The sequence below is a fragment of the Actinophytocola sp. genome, assembly GCF_045807065.1.
Classification (GTDB): Bacteria; Actinomycetota; Actinomycetes; order Mycobacteriales; family Pseudonocardiaceae; genus Actinophytocola.
In genome coordinates, this window is the sequence record NZ_JBJMIE010000078.1 from 1 (window position 1) to 12,876 (window position 12,876).

At 69.0% G+C, this 12,876-nt stretch carries 13 protein-coding genes and 1 pseudogene; 8 read left to right on the top strand and 6 right to left on the bottom strand.

Annotation, left to right across the window (positions count from 1 at the left end):
• Positions 1-220, top strand: a pseudogene (locus ACJ73U_RS04425) (hypothetical protein); the annotation flags it as partial.
• Here the strand turns inward: ACJ73U_RS04425 and asnB are convergent.
• Positions 217-2,139 (bottom strand): asparagine synthase (glutamine-hydrolyzing), encoded by a 1,923-nt coding sequence (asnB, locus tag ACJ73U_RS04430; RefSeq protein ID WP_407776217.1) that lies wholly within the window; start codon positions 2,137-2,139, stop codon positions 217-219. The pseudogene ACJ73U_RS04425 and the gene asnB overlap by 4 nt on opposite strands.
• Positions 2,140-2,282: 143 nt before the next feature.
• On the opposite strand from asnB, the gene ACJ73U_RS04435 reads away from it, so the two are divergent.
• Together ACJ73U_RS04435 and ACJ73U_RS04440 are read left to right on the top strand one after the other, a co-directional pair.
• On the top strand, positions 2,283-3,251 hold the full coding sequence (locus ACJ73U_RS04435; protein WP_407776218.1) for a cytochrome c oxidase subunit II: 969 nt from the start codon (positions 2,283-2,285) through the stop codon (positions 3,249-3,251).
• A 17-nt stretch (positions 3,252-3,268) separates the two neighbouring features.
• Positions 3,269-3,670: a cytochrome c oxidase subunit 4 gene (locus ACJ73U_RS04440; protein WP_407776219.1), complete on the top strand. Its 402-nt coding sequence runs from the start codon at positions 3,269-3,271 to the stop codon at positions 3,668-3,670.
• 60 nt (positions 3,671-3,730) lie between these two features.
• Here the strand turns inward: ACJ73U_RS04440 and trpD are convergent, their stop codons facing one another.
• Together trpD and ACJ73U_RS04450 are read right to left on the bottom strand one after the other, a co-directional pair.
• Positions 3,731-4,774 carry an anthranilate phosphoribosyltransferase gene (gene trpD / locus ACJ73U_RS04445; protein ID WP_407776220.1) on the bottom strand — a complete coding sequence of 348 codons (1,044 nt, stop codon included), beginning with the start codon at positions 4,772-4,774 and terminating at the stop codon, positions 3,731-3,733.
• Positions 4,771-5,178, bottom strand: a complete 408-nt coding sequence (locus ACJ73U_RS04450; RefSeq protein ID WP_407776221.1) for a hypothetical protein — start codon at positions 5,176-5,178, stop codon at positions 4,771-4,773. Before ACJ73U_RS04450 ends, trpD begins: the two co-directional genes overlap by 4 nt.
• 147 nt (positions 5,179-5,325) lie before the next feature.
• Here ACJ73U_RS04450 and ACJ73U_RS04455 point away from each other — a divergent pair, with 147 nt between their 5' ends.
• Genes ACJ73U_RS04455 through ACJ73U_RS04475 form a run of 5 tightly spaced genes read left to right on the top strand, consistent with a single transcriptional unit; the run spans position 5,326 to position 10,522 of the window.
• On the top strand, positions 5,326-5,937 hold the full coding sequence (locus ACJ73U_RS04455; protein ID WP_407776222.1) for a heme-copper oxidase subunit III: 612 nt from the start codon (positions 5,326-5,328) through the stop codon (positions 5,935-5,937).
• Between the two features lie 55 nt (positions 5,938-5,992).
• Positions 5,993-6,790: a c-type cytochrome gene (locus ACJ73U_RS04460; protein WP_407776223.1), complete on the top strand. Its 798-nt coding sequence runs from the start codon at positions 5,993-5,995 to the stop codon at positions 6,788-6,790.
• Complete coding sequence (locus ACJ73U_RS04465; RefSeq protein WP_407776224.1) at positions 6,787-7,911, top strand: ubiquinol-cytochrome c reductase iron-sulfur subunit; 1,125 nt, start codon at positions 6,787-6,789, stop codon at positions 7,909-7,911. The genes ACJ73U_RS04460 and ACJ73U_RS04465 overlap by 4 nt, the downstream gene beginning before the upstream one ends.
• Positions 7,908-9,593, top strand: coding sequence for a cytochrome bc complex cytochrome b subunit (locus ACJ73U_RS04470; protein ID WP_407776225.1), 1,686 nt, complete (start codon positions 7,908-7,910; stop codon positions 9,591-9,593). Before ACJ73U_RS04465 ends, ACJ73U_RS04470 begins: the two co-directional genes overlap by 4 nt.
• Positions 9,590-10,522 carry a tat pathway signal sequence gene (locus ACJ73U_RS04475; RefSeq protein WP_407776226.1) on the top strand — a complete coding sequence of 311 codons (933 nt, stop codon included), beginning with the start codon at positions 9,590-9,592 and terminating at the stop codon, positions 10,520-10,522. Before ACJ73U_RS04470 ends, ACJ73U_RS04475 begins: the two co-directional genes overlap by 4 nt.
• Positions 10,523-10,531: 9 nt before the next feature.
• Here ACJ73U_RS04475 and iolB read toward each other — a convergent pair whose 3' ends face one another.
• The 3 genes from iolB to ACJ73U_RS04490 all read right to left on the bottom strand — a co-directional run.
• Positions 10,532-11,335: a 5-deoxy-glucuronate isomerase gene (gene iolB / locus ACJ73U_RS04480; RefSeq protein ID WP_407776227.1), complete on the bottom strand. Its 804-nt coding sequence runs from the start codon at positions 11,333-11,335 to the stop codon at positions 10,532-10,534.
• Positions 11,332-12,225 carry a deoxyribose-phosphate aldolase gene (locus ACJ73U_RS04485; protein WP_407776228.1) on the bottom strand — a complete coding sequence of 298 codons (894 nt, stop codon included), beginning with the start codon at positions 12,223-12,225 and terminating at the stop codon, positions 11,332-11,334. The genes iolB and ACJ73U_RS04485 overlap by 4 nt, the downstream gene beginning before the upstream one ends.
• The coding region (locus ACJ73U_RS04490; RefSeq protein ID WP_407776229.1) for a PfkB family carbohydrate kinase at positions 12,215-12,876 on the bottom strand (662 nt) is incomplete at its 5' end. The genes ACJ73U_RS04490 and ACJ73U_RS04485, both read right to left, overlap by 11 nt.

Sequence of the window (12,876 nt, forward strand, 5' to 3'; positions counted from 1 at the left end):
GCTGCTGCAGGTCGACCTGGCCGCGCCGGTCGGCGCGGCCGACGTGACCGGGCGCGTCACGTCCCTGGGCCAGCTCCCGCTGCAGAGCGGCTGCTCCGGTTCCTTCGAGGTCGAGGGCATCGACTACGACGAGCGGGACGGCACCCTCCGCGTCGTCGTGATGTCGCCGAGCATCTGCCTCCTGTTCGACAGCAAGACGTGGCGGTTCCAGAGGAGTTAGAGCTTCACCGGGTACTGCGGCTCCGGGATGCGTGGCTGGATGCTCTTCGTGACGAAGATCCCGTGCCACAGCATGTAGACCAGCAACGCCCAGATCCGCCTGCTGTGGTCCAGGGTGCCCGCGCGGTGCTCCTCCAGCAGCTTCAGCACCGCGCTCTTGTCGATCTCCTCGTCCGTCTGCGAGCCGAGGATGACCTGCCGCGCCCAGTCGTACATCTCGTCCCTGAGCCACAGGCGGATCGGCACGGGGAAGCCCAGCTTGCGGCGGTTCAGCACGTGTCCCGGGACGATCCGCCGCAGTGCCTGGCGCAGCGCGTACTTCGTGGTCTCCCTGGTGATCTTCTCCTCGACCGGGATCTTCGCCGCGACCTTGAAGACCTCCGCGTCCAGGAACGGCACGCGCAGCTCCAGCGAGTTGGCCATGGTGACCTTGTCGGCCTTGACCAGGATGTCGCCGCGCAGCCAGGTGAACAGGTCGACGTGCTGCATGCGGGTCACCGGGTCCCAGTTCGCCGACTCGCGGTACGGAACCGCGGTCACGTCCATGTGGCTGATCGCCGGGTCGAACGTCCTGAGCACCGACCGGAGCTGGTCGTCGCGGAAGATCCGCGCGTTGCCGTAGTAGCGCTCCTCCAGCGAGAGCGAGGCCCGGCGCAGCAGGTCCTTGCCCCGCTTGCCCTCCGGCAGCTTGGTCGACAGCGAGCCCATGGCCTTGCGGAGCGCGCCGGGAACCTTCTCGAACGCCGCGAGGGAGATGGGTTCCTTGTAGATCGTGTAACCGCCGAACAGCTCGTCCGCGCCCTCGCCCGACAGGACCACCTTCACGTGGCGGCGGGCCTCGCGGGCGATGAACCAGAGCGGCACCAGCGCCGGGTCGGCCACCGGGTCGTCCAGGTACCAGACGATCAGCGGCAGCGCCTCCATCATCTCCTCGGCGCTGACCGTCCTGACCACGTGTTTCACGCCAATGGCGGCCGCCGACTCGGCCGCGACGTCGACCTCCGAGTAGCCCTCGCGCTCGAAACCCGTCGTGAACGTCACGAGGTTCGGGTTGTGGTCCTTGGCCAGGGCGGCGATGGCCGTCGAGTCGATGCCGCCGGACAGGAAGGAGCCGACGGTCACGTCCGCGCGCATGTGCTTGGCGACCGAGTCGCGCAGGACCTCGGCGATCTCGTCGTACAGCTTCTCCGGCTCGTCCCCGACCGGCGTGGGGCGGAACGTGTGGAAGAAGTAGCGGTCGGTGCGGACCTCGCCGCCTGGGGAGATGGTGAACGAGTGGCCGGACTCGATGCGGCGGATGTCCTGGTGGAGGGTCTCCGGCTCCGGGACGTACTGCAGGGTCAGGTAGTGCTGCAGTGCCGTCCGGTCCAGTTTCTCCGTGACGTGCAGCCGGGGTGCCAGCTCCAGGAGGGCCTTCTTCTCGCTCGAGAACGCCACGCCGCCCGGGCCCGCGGAGTAGAACAGAGGCTTGATGCCGAACGGGTCGCGCGCCCCGAAGACCACGCGGCGGCGCCAGTCCCAGATGACGAACGCGAACATCCCTCGCAGCTTCTGCACCGCGGAAGGGCCCAGGTAGTGATACAGGGCGACGATGACCTCGCTGTCGCCGTGGGTGCGCATGGTGGCGCCGTGCTTCTCGATCAGCTCCTGGCGCAGTTCCACGTAGTTGTAGATCTCGCCGTTGAACAGGAGGGTGTAGCGCTCCTGGACCCCCTCGGGGCTCCAGTGCAGGGGCTGGTGGGAGTGGTCGACGTCGATGATCGACAGCCGGTTGAAGCCGAAGACGACCTCGTCACCGGCCCACGTGCCGCTCTCGTCCGGACCCCGGTGCCGCTGGCAGCGCATGGCTCTGGCGACCGCGTCCCTCGTCGCGTTTGCTTCCTGTTCGGTCGGGCACACCACACCAAGCAGACCGCACACGGTCGGCACAACCTTCCCTGTCGAGTGCACGTCACGGGCAAGTATGGCTGTCTCGTCCAAGCGTGCCCCTGAGCGGTGTGGCCCGCGCCTCTCGGCTAGGCTCCAACGCTGTGATCACCGGTCTTACTAGGAGGGATCGCGCAGTGGGCGGAACGCGTCGTTCTCGGGCAACGCGACTGACCAGGATCGCTGGGCTCGTCGGGCTGGTCGCGCTGACCGCGACCGGCTGCTCCGGGGGTGCGGTGCTGCGCTTCGGCTGGCCAGAGGGCGTCACGCCCCAGGCCGATCGGATGCGCGACTTCTGGACGGGCGCGGTCATCGCGTCGCTGATCGTCGGCGTGATCGTCTGGGCGCTGATCCTGTGGCCGGTGGTGGCGCACCGCAAGAAGAGCGACGTGCTGCCCAAGCAGTTCCAGTACAACCACTTCCTTGAGGTCATCTACACCGGCCTCCCGGCGATCATCGTGGTGGTCCTGTTCTACTTCACGGTGACGACGCAGAACTACGTGCTGGCCGAGGAGCCCACGGACAAGGTCGGCGCGAACGTCGACGTCCTGGCCTTCCAGTGGAACTGGCAGTTCACCTACAACGAGTACATCGACGCCGACGGCCACCACGTCGTGCCGAAGACGCCCGACGGTGCGAAGGTCACCACGACCGGCAGCACCACGGAGATCCCGCTGCTGGTGCTGCCCACGAACGCGACCATCCACTACCGGCTGCACTCGAAGGACGTCATCCACTCGTTCTTCGTCCCGGAGTTCAACTTCAAGCGGGACGTCTTCCCGAACCCGGAGAAGAACAACCAGGACGAGACCTTCCAGAACATGATCGACCGGCCGGGCGCGTTCGTCGGCCGCTGCGCCGAGCTGTGCGGCACCTACCACTCGGGCATGAACTTCGAGGTCAGGGCGCTCGACCAGAACCGGTTCGACGACTACATGGAGCTGCGGGTAACGACGAACGAGGCCACGGGCAAGCCGTACACGGCCGCGGAGGCCCTGGCCAAGATGAGCAGGGACGACCCGTCGTGCGGTCAGCTCTGCTCGCCGTACGCCGTCGAGACGTCGCCGTTCAACAGCGACCGCACCGCCCGAACCTCCTCGAACTGACCGGAGGACTTGAAGTCATGAGGGTCGAAGCCAGGCTTTTCGACATCACCACGGGGTTCTTCTTCCTGGCCGCCGTCGTCTACGGGGTCTGGTCGAGGGAACCGGCCGGCACGGTAGGCCTGATCCTGACCGGCGGGCTGTCCCTGATCATCGGCTCGTACTTCCACTTCGTCGCCCGCCGCGTCGCCCGCCGCCCGGAGGACAACCCGGAGGCCGAGATCAGCGACGGCGCGGGCGAGGTCGGCTTCTTCTCGGCGGGCAGCTACTGGCCGGTCACCATCGCCGCTTCCGGCGGCCTGGCCGCCTTGTCACTGGCCTTCATGCAGATCTGGCTGCTCGTCGTCGCGCTGATCTGCATCCTGGGCGCGGTGGCCGGCCTGGTCTTCGAGTACCACACCCGCCCGAACGCCACGGACTGAGTTCTCAGGCACGAAAAAGGGCCCTTTCGAGTCACCTCGAAGGGGCCCTTTCGGGTTGTCTCAGGCGAGTTCCTTGCTGCGGGTGATCCACCGATCCAGGAGCTTGGCTGCCCGGCCGGAATCGATGGCCTCCGCGGCGGTCGCCATCCCGGCCCGCAGATCGGCCGTCAGGTCCTCGGAGAAGCCCCTGAAGGCCGCGATCGCGCCCGCGGCGTTGACCAGCACGGTGTCGCGGACCGCGCCCGCGTCGCCGGCGACGAGCGACCGCAGGACGGTGGCGTTCATCGCCGCGTCGCCACCCTTCAGCGCTTCGGGCGCGGCAGGGGTCACGTCGAGTGCGCCGGGGTCGATCACCTCGGAACGGACAGTCCCACCGGACACCACCCAGGCCGACGTCGTGGTCGTGGTCGTGATCTCGTCCAGGCCGTCATCGCCCCGCACGACCAGCACGGAGAAGCCGCGGCCGGCGAGGACCTCGGCGACCACCTGCGCGAGCGGCGCGTGTGCGCACCCGACCAGCGCGGACGTCGGCTGCGCCGGGTTCGTCAGCGGGCCCATGATGTTGAACACCGTGGGGATGCCCAACTCCCTGCGGGTGGGGCCGGCGTGGCGCAGGGCCGGGTGGAAGGCCGTCGCCAGGCAGAAGCCGATGCCAACCTCACGCACGCATGTGGCCACCGCTTCGGGGGACAACTCGATCACCACACCGAGTGATTCGAGTACGTCCGCCGCTCCGCAGCGCGACGACTGGGCACGGTTGCCGTGCTTCACGACCGGGATTCCCGCGGCCGCCACCACCACCGCGCTCATCGTGGAGATGTTCACGGTGCCGGACTGGTCGCCGCCCGTGCCCACGACGTCGACGGCCGGTATGTCCAGCGACACCCGCCTGGCGTGCGACAGCATCACTTCCGCCATGCCGGCCACCTCGGCCGGCGTCTCACCCTTCGACCGGAGCGCGGCCACGAGGGCGCCGATCTGCCCACCGGTCGCGCTGCCGGACATGATCTGGTCCATGGCCCACGACGTGTCGTCCGCGGTCAGGTCCGCACGCGCGACGAGCCGGCCCAGCAGGCCGGGCCAGGTCTGGGTCACGGAGCTCACCCCTGATGGACGGGCAGCGACTTGTTCCGGAGCACGTCGGCGACGGTCTCCGCGGCGGCCAGCGGGTCGAGCGGGTGCACGAGCACCGCGTCGGCCTGCGACCAGGTCGCGAGCCAGCGGTCGTCCTTGCGCCGGATGGCGACCACGATCGGGGGGCAGTTGGTAATCTCGTTCTTCAGCTGGCGGCACAGGCCGATGCCACCGGTCGGCTGGGCCTCACCGTCGAGGATCGCCAGGTCGACCGTGCCGGAGTCCATCTCCATGAGCACGTCGGCGATCGTGGCGGACTCGTGGTAGGTCACCCGGCCGACGTCGGCGGCGGGGCGCCGGCCGACGGCTGTGACGATCCTCTCCCGGACCTCCGGCCGGTGGCTGAACACGAGGATCTTCAGCGGGGAGCTCATGGCAGTGCCTCCGGCGGGAAATCAGGCAGGTCGGGACACCTGGATGTTATCCGGGACGAGTCGACCGCTCGCAGGTGCCCGACACGGGGTGAACCATCCCCGACACGCCCGGACCCGATCTGCTGACCGGTGAAAGGGCAGGCAATAATGCCTTGCGTGACGACAGCAGCGCCTTCCATCAGTCAACGTGTGCACTCGCTGAACAGGCCCAACATGGTCAGCGTCGGCACGATCGTGTGGCTGGCCAGCGAGCTGATGTTCTTCGCCGGTCTCTTCGCCATGTTCTTCACGGTCAAGGCGCAGAACAGCACTGGCCACTGGCCCCCGCCGCCCTACCACCTCGACGTGCCCTACGCGCTCGTTGTCACGATCGTGCTGGTCGCCTCGTCCCTCACCTGTCAGATGGGTGTGTTCGCCGCGGAGCGAGGTGATGTGTACGGGTTGCGCCGGTGGTACACGCTGACCCTCTTCATGGGTCTGTTCTTCGTACTCGGCCAGGCCAACGAGTACCGGTCGCTGATCGAGGAGGGCCTCACCATCCCGTCCTCGGCCTACGGCACGGTCTTCTTCCTGACCACCGGGTTCCACGGACTGCACGTGACAGGCGGTCTGATCGCCTTCGTGTACCTGCTCTCGCGCACGAAGATGAGCAAGTTCACGCCGGCGCAGGCCACGTCCGCGATCGTCGTGTCCTACTACTGGCACTTCGTGGACGTCGTCTGGATCGGTCTGTTCACCGTGATCTACTTCGTGCCGTGACGCGGAGCGTCTGCAGACTCGCCGGGTCCGAACTGATATCAGGGGTTGCCGCACAATGACCAAGAAAATGAAGGCTCGCTCCAAGCTCCGGCGCCGCGTCGCGGGCCTGCTGGCGCTGGCCTTCGCACTGATGGGCGTCGGCGCGGCCTACAGCGTGCTCGTGCCCGAACCGCAGACCGCGCAGGCACAGCAGGACCCGGCCATCGTGCGCGAGGGCGAGCGGATCTACACCAACACCTGCATCACGTGTCACGGCGCGAACCTCGAGGGCGTCCAGGACCGCGGCCCGAGCCTCATCGGCGTCGGCGAGGCCAACGTCTACTTCCAGACCTCGACCGGCCGCATGCCGGCCATGGGCCAGTCCGCCCAGGAGCCGGCGAAGCCGAGGGTGCTCTCACCGGAGGAGGTGGACGCGGTCGCGGCCTTCGTCCAGGCCAACGGCGGCGGCGTCGAGATGCCGAAGGAGAAGGGCGCGGCGCTGGTGGGCGACGACCCGGCCCGCGGCGGCGAGCTGTTCCGGTTCAACTGCGCGTCCTGCCACAACTTCACCGGCCGCGGCGGCGCGCTGTCGTCCGGCAAGGAGGCGCCGAGCCTGGACGGCGCGACCGAGGACCAGATCTACGCGGCCATGCTGTCGGGCCCGCAGAACATGCCGCGGTTCTCCGAGCGCCAGCTGTCGCCGGACGAGAAGAAGGACATCATCGCCTACGTCAAGTCGGTGACGAACGGCAACAACAACCCGGGTGGTAGCCCCATCGGCGGGCTCGGCCCGCAGTCGGAGGGTTTCATCGCCTTCGTCGTGGGAATCGTCGCCCTGCTTGGCATCACCTTGTGGATCGGGGCTAAAGCATGAGCACGGACAAGCCTGAGGAGCTGCCGAGCGAGGAGGAGCTCGCGCAGATGTCCCGGGACGAGCTGGCCACGCTCGGGGCGAAGCTCGACGGCGTCGAGCTGGTCGAGTACCCGGACCCGTGGCCGGTCAAGGGCACGCGCGCGGAGAAGCGGGCGGAGCGCCAGGTCGCGTTCTGGTTCGCCCTGGCCGGCATCGCCGGCCTGGCGTTCGTCGTCGCCTTCATCTGGTGGCCGGCCAGGTACGTGGCGCCGGACCAGGACGGGTACTTCATGTACTCGCTGTACACCCCGGTCATCGGCCTGACGCTGGGCCTGTCGATCCTCGCCATCGGCATCGGCGTGCTGAACTACACGAGGAAGTTCGTCCCGCACGAGATCGCGGTGCAGCAGCGGCACGACGGCGGCTCGAACGAGCTGGACAAGGCCACGATCCTGGCCGAGCTGGCCGACTCGGGCAACCGCAGCACGATCGCCCGCCGGCCGCTGATCAAGCGCACGCTCGGGTTCGGCGGCGGCGTGCTCGGCCTCGCGCTCGTCGCGATGCCGCTCGGCAGCCTGCTCCGCAACCCGCACGCCCAGTCGAGCAACGCGGCCGGTCTGCTGCACACCCCGTGGCTGCACACCAAGAAGGGCGAGAAGGTCTACCTGCGCCGGATCACCGGCGACGGCCGGGTCTCCCTGGTGCGGCCGGAGGACATGGACGCGGGCTCCATGGAGACGGTGTTCCCCTACCGGAAGACCGACTCCGAGGACGACTTCGTCAAGGTCACCCTGAAGGGTGACAGCCCGGTGATGCTGATCCGCCTGCGGCCGCAGGACTCGGCCAAGGTGGTCAAGCACGAGGGCCAGGAGGACTTCAACTACGGCGACTACTACGCCTACACGAAGATCTGCAGCCACCTCGGGTGCCCGACCTCGCTCTTCGAGCAGCGCAGCAACCGCATCCTGTGCCCGTGCCACCAGTCGCAGTTCGACGCGCTGCACTACGCCAAGCCGGTGTTCGGCCCGGCCACCCGAAAGTTGGCACAACTGCCGATCACGGTGGACGAGGACGGATACTTCATCTCGACCGGTGACTTCATCGAGCCGGTTGGTCCCGCCTACTGGGAGCGCAGGTCATGAGTGGACTCACGACTCCGACGAAGCCCGACAACATCGTCATGCGGGCGGCCGGCGGCGCGGCCAAGTGGGCCGACGACCGGTACCACATGGCGGGCGGCCTGCGGCGGCAGCTGAACAAGGTCTTCCCGACGCACTGGTCGTTCCTGCTCGGCGAGATCGCGCTGTACAGCTTCATCGTGCTGCTGCTGTCCGGCACGTACCTGGCGCTGTTCTTCGACCCGTCGATGGCCCACGTGACCTACCAGGGCTCGTTCGACAACCTGCGCGGCCTGGAGATGTCCCGGGCGTACGAGTCGACGCTGTACATCACGTTCGACGTGCGCGGCGGCCTGTTCGTGCGCCAGGTGCACCACTGGTCGGCGCTGCTGTTCATGCTGTCGCTGACGATCCACATGTTCCGCACGTTCTTCACCGGCGCGTTCCGCCGGCCGCGTGAGGTCAACTGGGTCATCGGCATCCTGATCTTCCTGATGGGCTGCTTCGAGGGCCTCTTCGGCTACTCGCTGCCGGACGACCTGCTGTCGGGCGCCGGCATGCGCATCACCGCCGGTCTGATCGAGTCGCTGCCGGTCGTCGGCACGTGGTCCAGCTGGCTGCTCTTCGGCAGCGAGTTTCCCGGCACGGAGCTGATCCCCCGCATCTACACCCTGCACATCCTGCTGATCCCGGGCGTCCTGCTCGCGCTGATCGGTGTGCACGTGGGTCTCGTGTGGTACCAGAAGCACACGCAGTTCCCCGGGGTGCGGCGCAAGGAGACCAACGTCGTCGGCGTGCGCATCATGCCGACCTTCGCACTCAAGGCCGGCGGCTTCACGGCCGTGGTCATCGGTGTGACCGCACTGCTCGGCGGCCTGTTCCAGATCAACCCGGTGTGGAACTTCGGGCCGTTCTCCCCGGCGCAGGTGTCCGCGGGCACCGTGCCCGACTGGTACATGGCGTGGACCGACGGTCTCATCCGACTGTGGCCGGCGTGGGAGGTCTACCTCGGGAACTACACGATCCCCGCGCCGTTCTTCCCGTTCATCATGGGCCTGCCCCTGCTGACGGGCATCGCGGCGGTCTACCCGTGGATCGAGAAGAAGTTCACCAAGGACTACGCGCACCACAACCTGCTGCAGCGGCCGCGTGACGTGCCGGTGCGCACCAGCCTCGGCGCCATGGCGATCACGTTCTTCGGCGTGTCGCTGCTGTCCGCCGCGAACGACGTGCTCGCCGAGAAGTTCGACATCTCGCTGAACGCGACCACGTGGATGGGCCGCATCGGGTTGCTGGTCCTGCCGCCGCTGGCGTACGCGGTCACCTACCGCCTGTGCCTCGGCCTGCAGCGGTCGGACCGCCAGGTGCTCGAGCACGGTGTGGAGACCGGCATCATCAAGCGCCTGCCGCACGGTGAGTTCATCGAGGTGCACCAGCCGCTGGCCGGCCTGGACGAGCACGGGCACCCGATCGCGCTGGAGTACCAGGGCACACCGGTGCCGAAGAAGATGAACAAGCTGGGCTCGGCCGGCGCGCCGGTGGCCGGTTCGCTGCTCCGGCACGACCCGCCTGAGGAGACGGCCGCGCTGGCCAAGGCGCGTGCCGCACAGCACGGCCACGCCGCCGAGCTGGAGTCCGGCTCCGGCGGGACGGAGACGGGCACCTCGGTCGCCAAGTCCCAGGAGGACCCGTCAAAGAAGCTGTGAAGCTCCGGTTGATGGCGGTCGCCGCGCTCGTCGCGGCGGCCGCCATCGGCATGTCCGGCTGCAGCTCGCCGCCGCGGTCCGCCGACGCGGCACCGAGGTCGTCCGCGGGTTCCTCCTCGTCCGCGCCTGCCGTGCCGGCCTCGCCCACCCCCTCGGGGGCCGCCGGGACGCCGCAGTGCGCGCAGCCGGTGCCGGGCTTCGACTGTGACTTCCAGAGCCGCATCACGGCCGTCCAGACCTACCTGGACAGCCGGCCGGGCACGACGGGCGTGGTGCTGCGCGACATGCGCACCGGCGCCGTGTGGGAGAACAACCACGCGACGGACCCCACGTGGACGGCGTCGACGATCAAGCTGGCGATGGTGGTGGACCTGTTCACCCGCGACCGCGACGGCGAGATCAGGCTCACCGACCCCGACCGCGCGCTGATCGAGTCGATGCTCCACTCGTCGGACGACAACGCGGCCGACACGCTGTGGTACCGCTACGCGGGCCGCGACCACATGGCGTTCAACAAGAACTTCCCCGCCTACGGGATGACGTCCCTGCAGCCGCAGAAGGGCTTCTCGGAGTACTACCCGTACTGGGGCTTCCAGAAGTGCACCCCGGAGGACCTGGACCGGCTGATCCACTACGTGCTGACCGAGCTGCCGGCCGACGAGCGCGGCTACATCGTGGGCGAGCTGCGCTCGGTGGCCGCCGACCAGCAGTGGGGCGTGTGGGGCGCCGGCCCGGCCGCCCAGCCCGGCAACAAGGACGGCTGGTCCGAGGAACAGGGCGGCTGGGTGATGAACACCGTGGGCTTCGTCGGCCCCGACCAGCGCTACACCCTGGCCGCGATGAACAACCTCCGCGGCCAGGGCGACTACGACACCGGCCGCGAGACCGTGACCCACGTGGCGCAGCTCCTGTTCGCCGGCCGCTTCTAGCCCGGTTGGTCAGCGGTAGAACGGGAGGCGGGGGTCCAGCTCCTCGGTCTCCCACGTCTCGCGGATCCAGGTGTGGGCCGGGTCGTCGCTGATCAGCCATTCGCGGGTGTCGTCGGGGCCGGCCATGACGTTCAGGTAGTACAGGTCGTAGCCCGGGGTTGCCATGGACGGGCCGTGCCAGCCGTGGGGGATCAGCACCACATCGTCGGTGCGGACCTCCTCCAGGATGTCGATCGGGCGGGTCTCCGTGCCGTAGACCCGCTGGTAGGCCATGCCGTCGCGGGCGACCTCGAAGTAGTAGATCTCCTCCAGCTCGCACTCGCCCTCGCGGAGCTCGTCGTGCTTGTGCGGGGGGTAGGACGACCAGTTGCCGCCCGGGGTGAGGACCTCGCACGCGATCAGCCTGTCCGCCTCGAACGCCGCCGGGGTGCAGAAGTTGTTCACCTGGCGGCTGCAGCGGCCCGCGCCACGCAGCTCCACGGGGGTGGCCGCGGCCGGGACGTACCGGGCCGGCAGCCGGCGCTCGCACACCGCCGACGGGAACGCCAGCTTCGCGCCGGCCGCGCTGACCACCGAAGCGCTGGCATCGCGCGGGAGGTAGACGAAGTCCGTCTTCGCCTCGAAGACCGACGGGCGGCCCGCCAGCTCGAACGTGGTGCCCTCGACCGTCACCGTGCAACCGCCCGACAGGGGGAACACCAAGGTCTCGGCGGGTCCCGTCGAGAGCGCGTGGGACTCACCCGCGGCCAGGGTGACCACCGTCAGGCCGCTGTACGTCCAGCCCGCCGTCGCCGGGGTGACCACGACGTTCACAGCAACCCCACCGCGATGTCGACGGCCTTGGCGACATCGCCGTCCGGCGGGTACAGCAGCGAGCGGCCCACCACCAGGCCGCGCACGGTCGGGTGGCGCAAAGCCCGCCGCCACCGGTCGTACGTCGCCTCCTGGTCGGTGGACACCTCGCCGCCCAGCAGCAGCGTGGGCAGTGTGGTCGCGCCGAGCACGGCCGCCATGGCTTCGCCGCCGTCGCCGACGACCGGGATCTTCAGCCACGTGTACGCCGACGTGGCGCCCAGGCCCGACGCGATGGACACCGCCGTCGTCGCGGCCTCGACGGACAGGTCGTTCCACAGCTGGCCCTCCTCGGTGCGCCGCGCTATGAACGGCTCCACCATCGCGGTCAGCTTCTCCTCCGCCAGGTCCGTCACCGCCGCCGCGCAGGCGGCGAGCGTCGACGCGGTGCGTTCGTCGTTGTAGTCGATGCGGAGCAGCATCTTGCCGCCGTCGAACCCGAACCGGCTGATCGTGCGCGCGTCGTAACCCGTGAAGCGGTCGTCCAGCTCGAAGGTCGCCCCCGCGAGGCCGCCGCGGTTCATCGAGCCGAACACGCTGCGGTCGTTCAGCGCGCCGAGCAGCAGCAGGTCCTCCAGGACGTCCGGCGTGCCGAGCACACCGGTCACCCCCGGTCTCGCCAGCGCCACGCACAACCGCCTGAGGAGCTCACGGCGGTTGGCCATGGCCATCGGGTAGGCCCCCGCCCGCAGCGCGCCACGCGCCGGGTGGTCGGCCGCGATGATCAGGTCGCGCTCGTCGTCGTCGAACGCGGAGTTCGGCCGGACGCGGGCCTGCGCCGCCTCGGCGATCTTCTCGGGGGACCGGGCCCGGGTCGTGGTGATCCTGGCCAGCTGCCGGTCAGTCAGCATCGAGCACTGCCTCCACCTCGTCGCTCGTCGGCATCGCGGCCGAACAGGACAGTCGCGACGCGACGATCGCGCCGGCCGCGTTCGCGTACCGCATCGTGTGTTCCGTTGACCAGCCGTTCAGCAGGCCGTGGCACAGCGCGCCCCCGAACGCGTCGCCGGCGCCGAGCCCGTTGACCACTTCGACCGGATGAGGTGGGACCTCCACCGCGCCCGTGTCGTCCACCGCGAGCACGCCCCTGGGTCCCTGCTTCACCACCGCGAGCCGGACACCCCTGTCACGCAACGCTTTCGCGGCGTCCGCCGGCACGCGCGTGCCGACGGCCGTTTCACACTCGTCGAGGTTGCCGACGGTCACCGTGACGTGTGGCAGTGCCTCGTTGACCCAGTGCCGGGCGTCCTGGACGGACTTCCAGAACATCGGCCGGTAGTCCAGGTCCAACACGGTCAGCGACCCCGGCGCGCGGGCCCGCACCGCGGCGAGCGTGGCCGAGCGGCTCGGCTCCTCGCACAGCCCGGTCACCGTCACCCACAGGATCCGCGCGGCGCGGATGGCGTCCAGAGCCAGCTCGTGCTCGTGGATCACCAGATCGGGTGCCTTGGGCAACCGGTAGAAGTAGATGGGGAAGTCGTCCGGGGGGAAGATCTCGCAGA

Bases quoted from the DNA above. Each gene is read 5' to 3' on its own strand.
- ACJ73U_RS04465 (WP_407776224.1), top strand. From the start codon at position 6,787: ATGAGCACGGACAAGCCTGAGGAGCTGCCGAGCGAGGAGGAGCTCGCG.
- ACJ73U_RS04485 (WP_407776228.1), bottom strand. From the start codon at position 12,225: ATGCTGACTGACCGGCAGCTGGCCAGGATCACCACGACCCGGGCCCGG.
- ACJ73U_RS04455 (WP_407776222.1), top strand. From the start codon at position 5,326: ATGCCTTGCGTGACGACAGCAGCGCCTTCCATCAGTCAACGTGTGCAC.
- ACJ73U_RS04440 (WP_407776219.1), top strand. From the start codon at position 3,269: ATGAGGGTCGAAGCCAGGCTTTTCGACATCACCACGGGGTTCTTCTTC.
- ACJ73U_RS04470 (WP_407776225.1), top strand. From the start codon at position 7,908: ATGAGTGGACTCACGACTCCGACGAAGCCCGACAACATCGTCATGCGG.
- ACJ73U_RS04460 (WP_407776223.1), top strand. From the start codon at position 5,993: ATGACCAAGAAAATGAAGGCTCGCTCCAAGCTCCGGCGCCGCGTCGCG.
- ACJ73U_RS04450 (WP_407776221.1), bottom strand. From the start codon at position 5,178: ATGAGCTCCCCGCTGAAGATCCTCGTGTTCAGCCACCGGCCGGAGGTC.